Source organism: Chromobacterium violaceum ATCC 12472 (genome assembly GCF_000007705.1).
GTDB lineage: Bacteria > Pseudomonadota > Gammaproteobacteria > Burkholderiales > Chromobacteriaceae > Chromobacterium > Chromobacterium violaceum.
The window spans coordinates 2,125,180-2,140,601 of sequence record NC_005085.1 but is presented as its reverse complement, the minus strand read 5'-3'; the positions used below and the strand labels follow the sequence as shown (position 1 = coordinate 2,140,601).

Here is a 15,422-nt window from a genome sequence, read left to right as displayed (position 1 = left end):
GAAGGTATCAAGCCGTAACGTGAAAAGCCCCGGGCAACCGGGGCTTTTCAGCTTTTCCCTCACAAAAGCGCATCTGCGCACTGCCTTTTCAATTGATAGAATTAAATTAAAAATAAATCAACTAAATCTTTACAATGAAAAAGCGACCCATTATCGAGAAAGCACGCGCACGCCGTGTCTGGCTCACAAGGGGACGATGCGCGGCTTCAGAGAAAAAAATGATATGCGGACCCATCAATCGATTTTCCTGCCGCTCTTCAGCCTGGCCAGCCTTTCGGCAAACGCCGCCGGCTGGGCTGCCACCCGCACCCAGGCTTATCCGACCCTGCGGCTGATTCCCACCGCCTGCGACGAGGGAGAAGCAACCAGCGGCTAGCTCGTGCGCATCGCCGTCAGCCTGGCCGGGCGCAACAGGGCCACCTTGGACTGGACAGTCCAGACCGGCGGCGCGCTGAAACAGCCGCAATCCTATGTGGCGCCATCGATGACGCCGCTGCCATCCACTCGGCAGGGCGGCCAACAGCGCCAAGGCGATCAATGCGTCGCAGGACGAAGACGAGCTGGGCGCCCTCTACTCCGACATGACCTGCAGTGTCGACCAGATGCTCTAGACCGCCATCGCGCACGGCCAGACCTTCTCCATGCCCACCGGCGACAACGGTCCCAATGAATGAGAAGGCTATTTCCCCTACCAAAGCTATCCGGCGGTTTCGCCGTACGCGATCGCGGAGAGCGGCGCCAGGCTGGCCACCAGCGGGACAACCGCGCACGGCGGCGAAACGGCCTGGAGCGGCACGGGCGGCGGTCCCAGCATCACGGAAAGCGCGCCGGCCTGGCCAACCAGCGCAGGCGTGCTGCCCAATTTCAGCTTCCAGCGCGCGTGCCGGACATCGCCTTCGATGCCGACCCCAAGCGGCGCGCCACGGATTTGCATCCAACCATTACAAATAAACCGATTAATTAAAGAGTGAATGCTTTACAGACTAGCGAATGGACACTATCAAGAAAACATGCGCGGCTTCATGCTCGGGCCCCGCGCGGTTTTCCAGGAGAAGCGGCATGCAGACCCATAAAACGACCTTGTTGATGCTCGGTTGCCTGTTCAACATCCCGGTCCAGGCCGCCGGTTGGATAAGCACAGGCACCCAGGCGCATCCAACCCAGCAATTGGCTCCAAACGCGCGGGATGCCGGAGAGATCGCCGGCGGCGAGGTCGTACGCATCGCGGTCAGCCTGGCGATGCGCAATCAGGCTTCGCTGAACGCGCTCACCGACAACATCCTGGCCGGGCAGGGACAGCCCATCAGCGACGCGCAGTTCATGAGCCAATACGCGCCCACCGCGGCCCAAGCGCAACAAGTGGTGAGCCATCTACGGCAAAGCGGCTTCCGCAATATCGCCGTCTCCCCCAATAACCTGCTGGTCACGGCGGAAGGCAGCGCCGCCACCGTTTACGGCGCCTTCCAGACCCGGCTGCACCGATACGATGTGGGCGGCAGACAAGCGGTCGCCAACATCCAGAACGCCCAGGTGCCGGCCAGCCTGGCCGGGATCGTGCTGGCGGTGCACGGTCTGCAGAGCGTCCATCAGTTCCATGCGGCCTTCCACGCCCAAAGCGTGAGCAAGGCCGCCTCGGGCATCGTCGCCCACAAGCCGACGGACTTCGCCTCGATCTACAACGCCGCCAGCCTTCCCGCCGCCAAAAACGGCGTGGCCGGCATCATCGCCGAAGGCAATCTGAGCCAGACGGTGGCCGATCTGAACAGTTACGCCAAAAGCGCCGGCTTCGCCGCGCCCAGCGTCGCCATCGTCAACGCCGGCACGCCCAGCGCCGACACCTCCGGCATCATGGAGTGGAATCTGGACAGCCAGACCATGCTGGCCGCCAGCGGCGGCGCGTTGAAGCAGCTGCAGTTCTACGTCGCGCCGTCGATGAACAACGCCGACATCGCCGCGGCCATCAATGCGGCGGTGGCAGCCAACAGCGCCAAGGTGATCAATGTGTCGCTGGGCGAATGCGAACTGGGCGCGAAAGCGTCCGGCATGACCGCCAGCGTCGACCAGATGCTGCAGGCCGCCGTCGCCCATGGCCAGACCTTTTCCGTCTCCAGCGGCGATTCCGGCTCCTACGAGTGCGGCGGCAGTAGCGCCTATCAAAGCTATCCGGCGGTTTCACCCTACGTGATCGCGGTGGGCGGCACCACGCTGACCACCGGCGGCACGACCGCCTACGGCAGCGAAAAGACCTGGAGCGGCAGCGGCGGCGGTCCCAGCGCCACGGAAGCCGCCCCATCCTGGCAAACCGCCTCCGGCGTGCTGACCACAGCCAAGACCAAGCGCGGCGTGCCGGACATCGCCTTCGACGCCGACCCCGGCAGCGGCGAGCTGGTGCTGGTATCCGGCAGCACTTACCAGGTAGGCGGCACCAGCCTGGCCGCGCCGCTGTTCAGCGGCTTCTGGATCCGCATCCAATCCGCCAATGGCAACAAGCTGACTTCGCCGGCCAATGCCATCTACAAATACTTCAAGGCCAATCCTTCGCTGTACCGCGACGTGGCCAGCGGCAGCAACGGCGCGTTCAAAGCCACTGCGGGATGGGACTACACCACAGGCTGGGGCAGCTTGAACATCCGCCAATCTCAACGCCTTCATCGCCAAGACCGCCGGTTTCTGACGGAAGCCGCCCGCAAACGCCCCGCGTGTACGCGGGGCGTTTGCTTTGGCCGGGCCGCCGCTTAGAATGACGGCATCGCCCTACTTTCTCCGCGCCATGAAACCCGACCTCGCCATCAGCCTGCTGCACCTGTGCCGCCACGCCACGCTGGCCACCCAGTCTCGCCAATACCCTGGCTACCCGTACGCCAGCGCCGTCCAATTCATCTGCGACGAGCATCACCGCCCGGTATTCGTGGCCAGCGCGCTGGCCGAGCACAGCAAAAACCTGCTGGCCGATCCGCGCTGCAGCCTGTCGCTGCTGGACCCTGGCGGCGACGCCGCCCAGTCGGCCGCCCGCCTGACCATGCTGGGCGATGTCGAGCGCTTCGACGCGTCCGATGCGCTGCGCCGGCGCCTGTTGCGCTACCTGCCGGAAGCGGAGGAATGGCTGGCGCTGGACTTCATGTTCTTCCGGCTGCTTCCCAAACGGCAACGGCTGATCGCCGGCATGGGGCGCATGGGCTGGATAGAGGAAAGCGCCTGGGCGGCGCTTCCGGCGCTGGGGCTGGAAGAGGAGCAAGCCTTGCTCGACGAGGCGAAGACGGCGCTGCCCGCCTCCGTCCGGCTGCTGGGCTGCGACTGCTTCGGCGCCGATCTATTGGATGATGGCCGCTACCGGCGCGTAGACTGGCCGGAAACGGCGCGCGCGACCGGGCAGCTCAGCGAGCATTTGCGGAACCTGGCGTGAACGCAACGGCAGCGCCGCTCCAGCGGCCTCAGCCGCCCAGCTGCAGGCGCGGCGCGCCGAAAGGCACTTTGGAACCGTCTGGATAGCGGTTGGGCCAGATCAACGGCGGCGTGGTCCAGGTGAAATCCTTGCCCTCGAATTCGATGAAATAAGCCTGCCAGCCCGGCAGGGTCGCGTCCGGCGTAAACTCGAAACGGCACTCGCCGCTCCGGCACTGCCCTGCTATCGGCCGGTCCTGGTAGCGGATGCCGGAGTTGAAGCGGAAATCGCGGCCGTGCGGATTGCGCGCCAGCCACAAACGGGCGCGGCTCACCGCCTCCCGCGTGCTGACGCTGATCCGTCCGCTGCGCTCATCCCCGTCCACGCGGGCCTCGGGCATGGGCTTGCCCGCCAGCCAGCGCCCCATGAACTGGCGCAAGGCCTCGCTCACCTGCCTGCTGCCGACGTAGTGGGACTGATTGGGCAGATAACGCAGCTGCATCGGGCCGTTCAGCGCCGGCAAATAGCTCCAGGCGGAGTCCGGCACCGCGAAATCGTCTCCGGACGCCGACAGCATGTACTTTTTCAGACGAACCATGCCTTGCGGGTAGTTGATCACGTCCTCGAAGCGCAACAAGGCGTCGAAACCCGCGCCGCCCTTGAGCACATCCGCCGTGATGCGGTTGGCGACGTAATCGCGCAGCGCCACCGGCCACTGTCCGCCATAGCTGTTGTACACATGAGTGAAGTTGACGCGGACATTCCAGAAATCCGCCGCCACCGGCACGATGGCCTGGACACGCTGATCGTTGAGTCCGGCCAGCCAGCTGGTCCATCCCCGCTTGGAGCCGCCGGACAACACGAAGGCGCGAACGTCAGGCAGACTGCCCTGTATCACGTCCATCGCCGCCGTCGCCGCCTGCGTCATCGGCAAATGCAGGGAGCTGAAGCGCTCGGCCTCCGGTTGATCCACGCTCTTGCGCCAGGTATAGGCGACCAGCGCGTCCTCTCGCCCCGAGGGCTGCCCATCCAGCTTCAGATTCTGGTTGGGCACGTAATACAGTTCGGCCACCGCGATGCCGAGCTCGCGCGCCAGCTCGGCCAGCGGCAGCGGGTCGCGCGGCGGCAGGGCGCCCTTTTCCGCATGATTGCTGCCACCGCTGATGTACAGCAGCGCCGGCGAGCCCGGCTTGCGCCCCGCCGGCACCGCCAGTTTCAACACGTGCTCCCATTGCGGCGCGTCGCTGGTCAGCGTGCTGCCCTTCTGCGGCCAGCGCTGGGACACGAAGCCGTACTCGTTGATGGTTACGCCATCTTCCGAACTCGATCCAAGCAGCCTGGCGGGTTGCTGGCCGCTCCTCGCCTGCGCCAGATACTGCGGGACGGTTTGCGGATCGGCGGCCGGTTCAGGTTGGGCCTGCGCGGCGGCGGGCAGCAGCAGGCAGAGGGCGATGCCGGCGCGGCGCGCGGCTATCAGTCGGGAAGTGCTCATCGGAATGGTCTTCATATTGTTTGATGATGGATGGTCACGGATAGGGGAAAACCCATTCGCAATGGACCCGGGAGCGCGCAATCCGTTCCATATATGGCGGCCGCCAGCCCAAAGCCGCCCGCTACCGCGGATAAAAAAACCCCGCCGTTTCGGGCGGGGCTTTCCATCGAACCAGGGACGGCGCTTACATCGATTCCAGCACCTTGATCCCCAGCAGGTCCAGGCCGGTGCGCAGCGTCTTGGCGGTCAGCGCGGCCAGTTGCAGGCGGCTGGCGCGCACCTCGCCCTCGCTCTTCAGGATCGGGCAGGCTTCGTAGAAGCGGGAGAACAGCGTGGCGATCTGGTACAGGTACAGCGACAGATAGTGCGGATAGCAGCCTTCCACCACCGAGTTCAGCGTGTCCTCGAACTGCGCCAGCGCGGCGGCCAGCTGCTTCTCGGCCGGCTCGGTGATGACGATCCTGGCGTTGGCGTCGTAGTCCTCGGCCTTGCGGAACACGCTCTGCACGCGAGTGTAGGCGTACTGCAGATACGGAGCGGTGTTGCCCTCGAAAGCCAGCATGGTGTCCCAGTTGAAGATGTAATCGCTCATCCGGTTCTTGGACAGATCGGCATACTTCACCGCACCGATGCCGACAGCGTTGGCGATCTCGCGCTTCTGCGCGTCGGACAGGTCCGGATTTTTCTCGGACACCAGCGCGTAGGCGCGCTCCTCGGCCTCGTTCAACAGCTCGATCAGCTTGACGGTGCCGCCGGAACGGGTCTTGAACGGCTTGCCGTCGTCGCCCATCATCACGCCGAAGCCGACATGCTCCAGCTTCATCGCTTCCGGCGCGAAACCGGCCTTGCGACAGATGGTGAACATCTGGGCGAAGTGCTGGCTCTGGCGCGCGTCCACCACGTAGATCACGCGATCCAGCTTCAACTCGCGGTGGCGGTAGCGCACCGCGCCGATGTCGGTGGTGGTGTAGATGAAGCCGCCGTCCTTTTTCTGGACGATCACGCCCATCGGCTTGTCTTCCTGGGTGCGGAATTCATCCAGGAACACCACCTGGGCGCCATCGTCCTCGGTCAGCAGGCCCTTCTCGCGCAGCTCCTGCACGATCACCGGCAGGTCGTCGTTATACGACGACTCGCCGCGCACGTGCTCGCGCTTCAGGCCGACGTTCAGCTTTTCGTACACGTCCTCGCAGTGTTTCAGCGACACGTCGACGAACTGGCGCCACAGCTTCAGCACCTCCTCGTCGCCGCCCTGCAGCTTCACCACATAGTCGCGCGCGGTGTTGGCGAAGTCCTCGCTCTCGTCGAAGCGGATCTTGGCGTTGCGGTAGAAAGTTTCCAGGTCGGACAGCTGCAGGTCGGCGTCGCCGGCGTGGCGGGTTTCCACCAGGTAGGCCACCAGCATGCCGAACTGGGTGCCCCAGTCGCCGACGTGGTTGGCGCGGACCACGTCGTGGCCGACGTATTCCATCACCCGCGCCAGCGCGTCGCCGATGATGGACGAGCGCAGGTGGCCGACGTGCATCTCCTTGGCCAGGTTGGGCGACGAGTACTCCACCATCACGCGCAGCGGCTTCACCGGCGCGATGCCCAGCTTGTCGTCTTTCAGGGCGGCTTCGCTTCGTCGGGCCAGATATTCAGGGGCTAGATGAATATTGATGAAACCCGGGCCGGCGATTTCCACCTTGTCGGCGATGCCGGCAAGATCCAGCGCGGCGACGACCTTTTCGGCCAGCGCGCGCGGATTGGTTTTCAATGCCTTGGCGGCGCCCATCACGCCGTTGGCCTGGTAGTCGCCGAATTCCGGCTTGGATGCCGGCTGGACCACGGCAGGCGCGTCAGGCGCGCCGGCTGCCGCCAGCGCCGCCTGTACCCGTTCGTTGATCAGTTGATGAATCGTCATTGATAGCCCCACGAAATGCCGCGAAAACGAAAAATTATGTCTTCGCTTCTGAAAAAAAATATGTATTTGATTGTATGCGCCTAAGCCCAAGCGGGCAATGCTTGATCCCGTCTCTCAAGGCGGGAATCGCCGTTCATTTGATCCCACGCGGCATAACGGCCTGTTTTTGCCGCCAGCGGCCGGGAATGATATAGGCATTTATCGGGAAGCGGCGAAAATAAAAAAGGCAGCGGACGGCCGCTGCCCAAGGGAGAGGAAAACAATCAGAAGGTGTAGACCGCCTGCGCGCCCAGCATGTCGTTGCTCTTCTTCATGCTGCCGTCGTTGCGCTGGAACACGGCCTGGCTGGCCCAGTCGTGCCGGTATTCGAACTTCAGCGTGAACTGGTCGGTCGGGAAGAACAACAGAGCGGCGGTCAGCGCCATGCGGTTGGCGCCCTTGCAGTCGGCGGCACCGCTGGCCAGGCAGGCCGGATCGACGCCGAAGCCGTTGACGCCGTCGAAGCCGCCGGAACCCAGCGCCACCCCGCCGCCGCCGCCGCCGTTCTTGCTGTTGTTCAGGTAGTCGTAGCGCAGCGTGGCGCCCATCTTGCCCAGCGAGTCCGTCATCCATTTGCGGTGGCCCAGCAGCGACACGCCGTACCACTGCGCGCTGCCGCCATTCCAGGCCGCCTTCTGCTGCTGGCCGTAATCCAGCTCGGCGTTGTACTGGATGTCGCCCAGCGTGTAGCTGGCGTCAGCCTCGGTGAAGAAGTAATTGGAATACGGATCGGCGGAGCCGCACAGATAGCCGAAGCCGCCCGCGCAGGCATTGCCGGTCAGCAAGGTCTGGCGGCCGGCGTTGAACGAGCCGCCCAGGTCCAGCGCGCTGCTCCAGGTGTAGTCGACGCGCGCGGTGAAGGTCGGCGTATTGTTGCTCTTCACCTGAGGATTGCCGGTGGAGGCGTTGTTGCCGGTATTGGCCAGGTTGGCATGGGTGCGGTACTGCTCGTTGGCCAGCAGGAACTTCCACGCCCACACGTCGTGGCTCCAGTTGAAGCCGGCGCCGATATAGCTGCCCGGATCGCTGAAGTCGTACAACAGGCCGTGGGTCAGGGTCAGCATCTGGTTGGACTGCTGCACCTCGTAGCCGCCGAAGCTGTTCATCAGCCCGGCGTTGAAAGTCCAGGTATCGGACAGCGGGAAGTTGATGACCGCGGTGTTGATGATGTTGTTGCCGCTGCCTCCATCCAGCAGCGTGTTGCCGCTGCCGCGATTGGGCATGATGGTGATTTCGGCGCTGGGCGCGGTGGGGCCTACGCCGAAGGTTTTCTTGATGTCCAGATAGACGTCGCCGAAGGTGCTGTTGCTGTAGGCGTAGACATTCTGGTGGTTCAGGAACTGGAAGCCGGAGCTGTTGTTGTTGCGGTTGTAGATGTAGGTGGGATCCAGATAGCCGGTGACGCTCAGGCCGGCGATCGGGCCATCGGTGGAGGCGGTGTTGAGCTTGTCCACCTTCAATTCCATATTGGCCACTCTCTCCTTCAACTCGGCGTTGGCGTCCTCGCCGCCCGCCGCGGCGGCCGCCTTCTGGCCGCCGGCCGGGGCCGTCGCCGCCTCCACCGCCTTCTGCAGCTCCGCCATCTGCTGCTGCAGCTTCTGCATCTGGGCCTTCAGTCTGGCGATCTCGTCCGCCTTGGCGTCGGCCATCGCCATGCCCGGCAGGGCCGCGATCGCCGCGCTGATCAGTAACCTCTTCATCGTCATTTCTCCTTGTGCCGCACTGCCGTTGTCGTTTTCACCGCATTCGATCTCAACCGTTGGCGAAAGCCAGCCTCATCTCCTTTTCCCGCTTGCGCGTCATCGCGCTCATATAGATGTTGGCCGCCACCACGCCCATCGACACCAGCACGATGAACAAGGTGGCCAGCGCGTTCATTTCCGGATTCAGGCCCAGCCGCACGCGGGAGAAAATCACCATGGGCAGCGTGGTGGAGCCGGGACCGGACAGGAAGGCGGTCAGCACCAGATCGTCCAGCGACAGCGTGAACGACAGCAGCCAGCCGGACACCAGCGCCTGCGAGATCAAGGGCAGCGTGATGACGAAGAACACCTTCAGCGGCCGCGCGCCCAGGTCCATCGCCGCCTCCTCCAGCGACAGGTTCAGCTCCCGCACCCGCGACTGCACCACGATGGCGACGTAGGACACGCACAGCATCACGTGGCCGATCCAGATGGTGAACACGCCGCGCCCCTCCGGCCAGCCGAAGCTCTGCTCCATCGCCACGAACAAGAGCAGCAGCGAGATGCCCTGTATCACTTCCGGAATCACCAGCGGCGCGTTGACCATGCCGGTAAACAGCGTGAACAGGCGGAAGCGGCCAAAGCGCCCCAGCACGAAGCCGACCCAGGTGCCCATCACCACCGACGCCGTCGCCGTCATCAGCGCGATCTTCAGGCTCAGCCAGGCCGCGCTGATCAGCTCGTCGTCCTCCAGCAGCGCCGCGTACCACTTGGTGGAGAAGCCGGACCACACCGTCACCAGCTTGGACTCGTTGAACGAATAGATCACCAGAAGCGCGATGGGCAGGTAGAGGAAGGCGTAGCCCAGCCCCAGCACCAGGAAAGACAAGGGTTTGCTCGGCTTGATCATTGCGCTTCCTCCATGCTCTTGACCTGGTAGTGCTGGAACAGCGCCATCGGCACCAGCAGCAGCAATACCATGCAGCAGGTGACGGTGGCGGCCATCGGCCAATCCATATTGTTGAAGAACTCCTCCCACATCACCCGTCCTATCATCAGCGTGTCCGAGCCGCCCAACAGCTCCGGAATCACGTACTCGCCCACCGCCGGGATGAACACCAGCAGGCTGCCGGCGATGATGCCGTTCTTCGACAGGGGCAAGGTCACCTGCCAGAACGCGCGCCACGGTTTGGCGCCCAGGTCGTAGGCGGCCTCCAGCAGCGTCAGGTCCATCTTCACCAGGTGGGCGTACAACGGCATGATCATGAACGGCAGATAAGAAAACACCATGCCGATGTAGACGCCCCAATTGGTGTGGTACAGGTGCAGCGGACTGTCGATCACGCCCAGCCACAGCAGGAACTGGTTGAGAAAGCCGTCGTTCTTCAGGATGCCGATCCAGGCGTAGACGCGGATCAGGTAGGAGGTCCAGAACGGCAGCATCACCATCATCATCAGCGTGTTGCGCGCCGCGCCCTCGGCCCTGGCGATGTAGTAAGCCATCGGGTAGCCGATCAGCAGGCACAGCACGGTGGAGACGAAGGCCATCTTCACCGAGCTGATGTAGGTGGCGAAGTACAGGTCATCGCTCAGCATGAACTTGTAGTGGCCGATGTTGAGCGCGATGCCGATCACGTCGTTCTCGAACTTGGTGAGCGGCGTATACGGCGGAATGCCCAGCTGCTGCTGGGAAAAGCTGATACCCACCACCAGCAGGAAAGGTAGCAGGAAGAACACGAACAGAAACAGGAAAGGCACGCCTATCACGGCCCCCCTGCCCGTCGGCAGACAACGTTTCAGATCCGGTAGTTTCATGGCGGCACCACGACGCGCGAGGCGTCAAAGCGTTGCTTCCCCATCGGCGGCACGCCCGCCGATACCCGTCGCCCGCCCGGACGGGCGGTCGATGTTCCACGGCTGTCCTGCCGTCCCGGACCAGCCGGGCGGCGGACTGTTTTATCTGCTTGCGAAAGCCGGGCCAAACCGCCCGGCGGGAAGCGCGCTCAGCGGCCGGTCTTCAGCTGGGTCCACAGCCGGTTCTGCAGCCGCATGATGTCAGGCGGCAGCGGCTTGAGCAGGAACAGCGTCTTCATCACCGACTCCGGCGGATAGATGGTGGGATCGCTGGCGATCTCGGGCTTCACGTACTTGCGCGCCGCCGCGTTGACGGTGGGATAGAACACCTCGTTGGTGATCTCGGCGTTCACCTCGGGCGTCTCGATGTAGTTGATCCACTTGTGCGCCTCTTCCGGATGCGGCGCGTCTTTCGGGATCACCATCACGTCGAACCAGATCGGCGCGCCGGACTTGGGAATCACGTAGCCCAGCTGATAGGAGCGCTTGGCTTCGGCGGCGCGGTGCTTGGCGATGTTGACGTCGCCTGACCAGCCCAGCGCCAGGCAGATGTCGCCGTTGGCCAGGTCGTTGATGTAGCCAGACGAGTTGAACTGGGTGATGTAGGGGCGGATCTTCTTCAAGGCCTCGAACGCGGCCTGGTAGTCGGCGGGATTCTTGCTGTTCGGATCCTTGCCCAAGTGGTGAAGGGTGACGGCGAACACGTCGTTGGCCTGGTCCAGCACCGATACGCCGCAGCCCTTCAGCTTGGACACGTATTTCGGATCGAACAGGATGTCCCAGCTGTCCAGCGGCGCGCCGGCGCCCAGCAGCGCTTTGACCTTGGTGTAGTTGTAGCCCAGGCCGTCGGTGCCGTAGGCCCAAGGCACGCCGCGGGCGTTGCCGGGATCGGCGTCGACGATCTTGGCCATCAGCGCCTTGTCCAGATGCGACAGATTGGGGATTTTGGACTTGTCCAGCTTCTGGTAGATGCCGGCCTCGATCTGCTTGGCCATGAAATTGGATGTGGGCACCACGATGTCGTAGCCGGCGCGGCCGGTCAGCATCTTGGCCTGCAAGGTGTCGTCGCTGTCGTAGACATCGTATTTCACCTTGACCCCGGTCTGCTTTTCGAAGCCCGGGATGGTGGTCTTGGCGATGTAGTCGGACCAGTTGTAGACGTTGAGCACCTTGTCCGCCGCCAGCGCGCCGGCGGCCGGCAGCAGCAACAGCAGCGAATACAGCGCGTTGCGAACCAGTTTCTTCTTCATGACAGGCTTCCTAAAGTGGCACGACCATAAACGTCCCCGTCCCGGAGCGGCCTGCGGCGATCCCGACGCGGCGACGCGCGTCATATGGACATGCCGAATATTGACCGGCCACGCCAAGCGGCGGAACTTCGAATCACTGCGTTCCATGCTGTCTAGCCGCTGACAATCCGCCGCAGACGCGCGGCGGCATAATGCCAACATATACCTTGCGGCCCCGGCCGCAATGATTACGGCGTTACAGCATGTAAAACGGCAAACGGATGGTATGGGTTCAGCTGAGCGGGAAGGGACGGGAAGGCGGACCGGCGCGCGGGGCTTCCGCGAACGGACGGGAAGGATGGCTGAAAAGCGCGAAGTCTACTGGACAGCGACAGGCGGCGGGCATCATCGTTTCCTCTCTTGGTCTCCGTACTGCACTGATGCGTTTAATAAAATCAACGCATTCATATTTATGTCACTACTTTTTAATCATATTCCGAAGGGTGCGCAAGCGGACAGAAAGTAAACGTCCAGACAAACCATCTGTGAGCCGCTTGCGCTCACGTTCAGACGGCTGAGCGGACCGCCCTCCCCATCCTCCTGCCAGCCTTGCCGGCCAGTACTTCAAGACATTGGCATTCATCAGAAAGGCGCCTGCGACACCCTGCGCGCCGCGTGGAAATCTCGCAACACCGGCCATGTCCGCCCATCGCGATCCATGCAAAGCAAAAAGGCTGCCAGAGGCAGCCTTGCGGTCGAAAACCAAACGGGCTTACAACAAGCGGGTGATCAAGGCCTTGCCGTCGTAGCCGGCCAGACCCGGAATGCGCACCTGCATGCCGTTGCCCGGCGCCACCTGCACCGATTCGCCGTTGCGGGTCATCTCGGCCAGCTCAATCACGCGGTTGCCGGACGGATGGATGACTTCCAGCTTGTCGCCCACCGCGAAGCGGTTCTTCACCTCGATCAGCGCCCAGCCTTCGGCGTCCACCTCGATCACGTCGCCGACGTACTGGCTCTGCTTGGCCTTGGAATGGCCGGTCAGGTAGTTCTGGTAGTCCTGGCTCTGATGGCGCTCCAGGAAGCCCGGCGTGTAGCCGCGGTTGGCCAGGCCGTCCAGATCGGCCAGCAGGCCGAGGTCGAACGGGCGGCCGGCGACGGCGTCGTCGATCGCCTTGCGGTACACCTGCGCCGCGCGCGCCACGTAGTACAGGCTCTTGGTGCGGCCCTCGATCTTCAGCGAATCCACGCCGATCTTGACCAGTTTCTCCACCTGCTCCACGGCGCGCAGGTCCTTGGAGTTCATGATATAGGTGCCGTGCTCGTCCTCGATGATGGGCATCAACTCGCCCGGACGGCTGCCCTCTTCGATCAGATAGGTCTTGTCGGCGAGCGGATGGCGCTGCTGGCTGCCGCAGGACGAGAAGCTCTGGTTGGCCTCTTCCATCGCCTTGTTGAAGTCGAACTGGATCACCTGCACGTCGCCGGCGTCGTCGCCCGCGGTGTCATGGACCTTGTAATCCCAGCGGCAGGCGTTGGTGCAGGTGCCCTGGTTGGGGTCGCGGTGGTTGAAGTAGCCGGACAACAGGCAGCGGCCGGAATAGGCGATGCACAATGCGCCGTGCACGAACACCTCCAGCTCCATGTCCGGGCATTCCTGGCGGATTTCGGCGATCTCGTCCAGGCTGAGCTCGCGCGACAGGATGATGCGCGTCACGCCCAGCTTCTGCCAGAACTTGACGCCCATGTAGTTGACGGTATTGGCCTGCACCGACAGGTGGATGGGCACTTCCGGCCACTTCTCGCGCACCATCATGATCAGGCCCGGATCGGCCATGATCAGCGCGTCCGGCTTCATCGCGATGACCGGCTCCATGTCGGCCATATAGGTCTTGATCTTGCTGTTGTGCGGCAGGATGTTGCTGGCGACGAAGAACAGTTTGCCGCGGGCGTGGGCCTCGTCTATGCCCTGCTTCAGCTCTTCCAGCTTGAAGTCGTTGTTGCGGGCGCGCAGGCTGTAGCGCGGCTGGCCGGCGTACACGGCGTCGGCGCCGAAATCGTAGGCGGCGCGCATCTTGTCCAGCGTGCCAGCGGGCAGCAAGAGTTCGGGTGCTTTGATCATTGCTTGGGGAATTCTCGGTGTATCAGTTGAGCAGGCAGGAGACCGGCAGCGGCTCCCGGTCCGGCTTGACGAAGGCCTTGCGCGCGGAGTCGGTCTGCAGCCGCTCCGCGGAATAGTATTGCTCGAGCACGGCGCGGGCATTCTCGACCAGGTCGCCGCAGCGGCACAGGAAGGCCGGCCAGTCTTCCATCAGTTCGGGACTGGATTCGACGCGGCTGTAGGCGATGGCCAGCAGCGCCATCGTCAGCGTGTGGTTGTACTTGGTCGCCGCGCCATTGGCCATCGCGAAACGCGACAGCGCATGCGCGCAGCGCGCCGCCGCCTCCGGCGCCGGGTATTCCCGGCGATAGCCCCAGGCGGCGTACAGATGGGCTTGATGATTGAAATCCGATGCTGGCAGCGCATTGGTTTCCAGCTTACGCAGGAATACCTGGTGCTCCATGGTGCAGACACTCCGCAAGTGCAAAAAACGACAGGCTCCGCACCATAGCGGAGCCTGTTTTCAGTTTTATCCGGTCGCGATTATCCTCGGCCGGAAGGACAGCGTCAAGCCCGTCCAACGCATTGCGGCAACTTTAAGCCGCTGTTTTTAAAAGCCGTTTTATTTTCGTGGTTTTTGTAAAAGCGCCCACAGCGCAGCCAGCTGCCCCGCCAGCGCCAGCAACAGCAGCAAGGGGCACAGCAAGGCGGCCAGCGCGCCGTCGGCGGCGCCGCCGCGCCAGAGGGCGGAGGCCAGCATGAAGACCAGCGTGGACAGCAGCAGCATGGCGGTGGCCAGCCTGCGGTTGTCGCGCATGCGATAAATCAGCTTGATCATGAATATCTGCTTCGATGAAGATTCAACGGCCGTCTGAGACGGATTCGGTCAGACGCGCCAGCGCTTCCAGCTCGTCGGCGAAAAAACCGGCGGCGGCGCGGGCGTCCAGATTGTAATCGCCCGGATGCAGCTGCATCGCGTGCTGTTCGAGCAGACCGCGGAAAGTGGCCTGGGGTTCCAGCCCTCTTTCGCGGCACAGCCGGACGAACCAGCGGTTTCCTATCAGCACATGGCCGACCTCGTCGCGCAGGATGACGTCCAGCACCGCCACGCTGGCATGATCGCCTATGCCAGCCAGCCTGCGCTGGATGCCGGGCGTGACATCCAGCCCCCTCGCCTCCAGCACCCGGGGCACCAGCGCCATCCTGACCATCGCGTCGCGATCGGTTTTGCGGCACATGGCCCACAGGCCGTCATGCGCGGGGAAATCGCCATAGGAAAAGCCCAGTTCGGCCAAGCGTCCCTGCAGCAGGCGGAAATGCCCGGCCTCCTCGGCCGCCACCTTCAGCCAATCGTCGACGAATTCGTCCGGCATGTCGCGAAAACGCCAGGCGGCGTCCAGCGCCAGGTTGACCGCGTTGAACTCGATGTGGGCGATCGCGTGCAGCAGCGCGCCGTGGCCGCGGCGGGTGGACAGGCTGCGCTTGGGCACGCGGGCAGGGTGCACCAGCTCCGGCCGCTCGGGCCGCCCCGGCTCGGGCAAAGGATAAGGAGCGGGAGACGCCAGCCGGGCCAGCATCCCGGCCCGCCAGTCGCGATGCAGGCGCTCGGCCAGCGCCAGCTTGTCTTCCAGCACCGGGCACAGCAGCGCCCTTTCGATCAGCGGATAAAGCGATTGTGCGTGGTTCATGAGAGCGGATTCTAAGCCCGGCCCGCATCCAGGCCAAGCCTGGGCGGAATGG

14 protein-coding genes are annotated in these 15,422 nt (G+C 63.6%); 3 read left to right on the top strand and 11 right to left on the bottom strand.

Going from position 1 to position 15,422, the window contains the following annotated elements; genetic code table 11:
• Positions 1-19 precede the first annotated feature (19 nt).
• Complete coding sequence (locus tag CV_RS23480; RefSeq protein WP_011135518.1) at positions 20-376, top strand: hypothetical protein; 357 nt, start codon at positions 20-22, stop codon at positions 374-376.
• Positions 377-697: 321 nt separating this feature from the next.
• Here CV_RS23480 and CV_RS09600 read toward each other — a convergent pair whose 3' ends face one another.
• Positions 698-934: a hypothetical protein gene (locus CV_RS09600; RefSeq protein WP_011135517.1), complete on the bottom strand. Its 237-nt coding sequence runs from the start codon at positions 932-934 to the stop codon at positions 698-700.
• A 125-nt stretch (positions 935-1,059) separates the two neighbouring features.
• On the opposite strand from CV_RS09600, the gene CV_RS09595 reads away from it, so the two are divergent.
• A complete protein-coding gene (locus CV_RS09595) occupies positions 1,060-2,739 on the top strand; it encodes a S53 family peptidase (RefSeq protein WP_011135516.1) in 1,680 nt (559 codons plus the stop codon).
• Between the two features lie 31 nt (positions 2,740-2,770).
• Positions 2,771-3,403, top strand: coding sequence for a HugZ family protein (locus CV_RS09590; protein ID WP_052262539.1), 633 nt, complete (start codon positions 2,771-2,773; stop codon positions 3,401-3,403).
• A 28-nt stretch (positions 3,404-3,431) separates the two neighbouring features.
• Here the strand turns inward: CV_RS09590 and CV_RS09585 are convergent, their stop codons facing one another.
• From CV_RS09585 to CV_RS09540, 10 genes are all read right to left on the bottom strand, one after another.
• Complete coding sequence (locus CV_RS09585; RefSeq protein ID WP_158303311.1) at positions 3,432-4,874, bottom strand: PhoPQ-activated pathogenicity-related family protein; 1,443 nt, start codon at positions 4,872-4,874, stop codon at positions 3,432-3,434.
• 184 nt (positions 4,875-5,058) lie between these two features.
• Positions 5,059-6,777, bottom strand: coding sequence for an arginine--tRNA ligase (gene argS, locus CV_RS09580; RefSeq protein WP_011135513.1), 1,719 nt, complete (start codon positions 6,775-6,777; stop codon positions 5,059-5,061).
• A 263-nt stretch (positions 6,778-7,040) separates the two neighbouring features.
• Positions 7,041-8,516, bottom strand: a complete 1,476-nt coding sequence (locus CV_RS09575) for a DUF3138 family protein (protein ID WP_011135511.1) — start codon at positions 8,514-8,516, stop codon at positions 7,041-7,043.
• Positions 8,517-8,568: 52 nt separating this feature from the next.
• Complete coding sequence (locus tag CV_RS09570) at positions 8,569-9,408, bottom strand: ABC transporter permease subunit (protein ID WP_011135510.1); 840 nt, start codon at positions 9,406-9,408, stop codon at positions 8,569-8,571.
• Positions 9,405-10,313 carry an ABC transporter permease subunit gene (locus tag CV_RS09565; protein WP_011135509.1) on the bottom strand — a complete coding sequence of 303 codons (909 nt, stop codon included), beginning with the start codon at positions 10,311-10,313 and terminating at the stop codon, positions 9,405-9,407. Before CV_RS09565 ends, CV_RS09570 begins: the two co-directional genes overlap by 4 nt.
• Positions 10,314-10,501: 188 nt before the next feature.
• On the bottom strand, positions 10,502-11,602 hold the full coding sequence (locus tag CV_RS09560) for a polyamine ABC transporter substrate-binding protein (RefSeq protein ID WP_011135508.1): 1,101 nt from the start codon (positions 11,600-11,602) through the stop codon (positions 10,502-10,504).
• 751 nt (positions 11,603-12,353) lie between these two features.
• Positions 12,354-13,700: a tRNA 5-hydroxyuridine modification protein YegQ gene (gene yegQ / locus CV_RS09555; RefSeq protein WP_043597746.1), complete on the bottom strand. Its 1,347-nt coding sequence runs from the start codon at positions 13,698-13,700 to the stop codon at positions 12,354-12,356.
• A gap of 25 nt (positions 13,701-13,725) precedes the next feature.
• Positions 13,726-14,145, bottom strand: a complete 420-nt coding sequence (locus CV_RS09550; protein ID WP_043595954.1) for a hypothetical protein — start codon at positions 14,143-14,145, stop codon at positions 13,726-13,728.
• Between the two features lie 159 nt (positions 14,146-14,304).
• A complete protein-coding gene (locus CV_RS09545; protein WP_011135504.1) occupies positions 14,305-14,520 on the bottom strand; it encodes a hypothetical protein in 216 nt (71 codons plus the stop codon).
• A gap of 22 nt (positions 14,521-14,542) precedes the next feature.
• On the bottom strand, positions 14,543-15,370 hold the full coding sequence (locus CV_RS09540; RefSeq protein ID WP_011135503.1) for a ferritin-like domain-containing protein: 828 nt from the start codon (positions 15,368-15,370) through the stop codon (positions 14,543-14,545).
• Positions 15,371-15,422 lie beyond the last annotated feature (52 nt).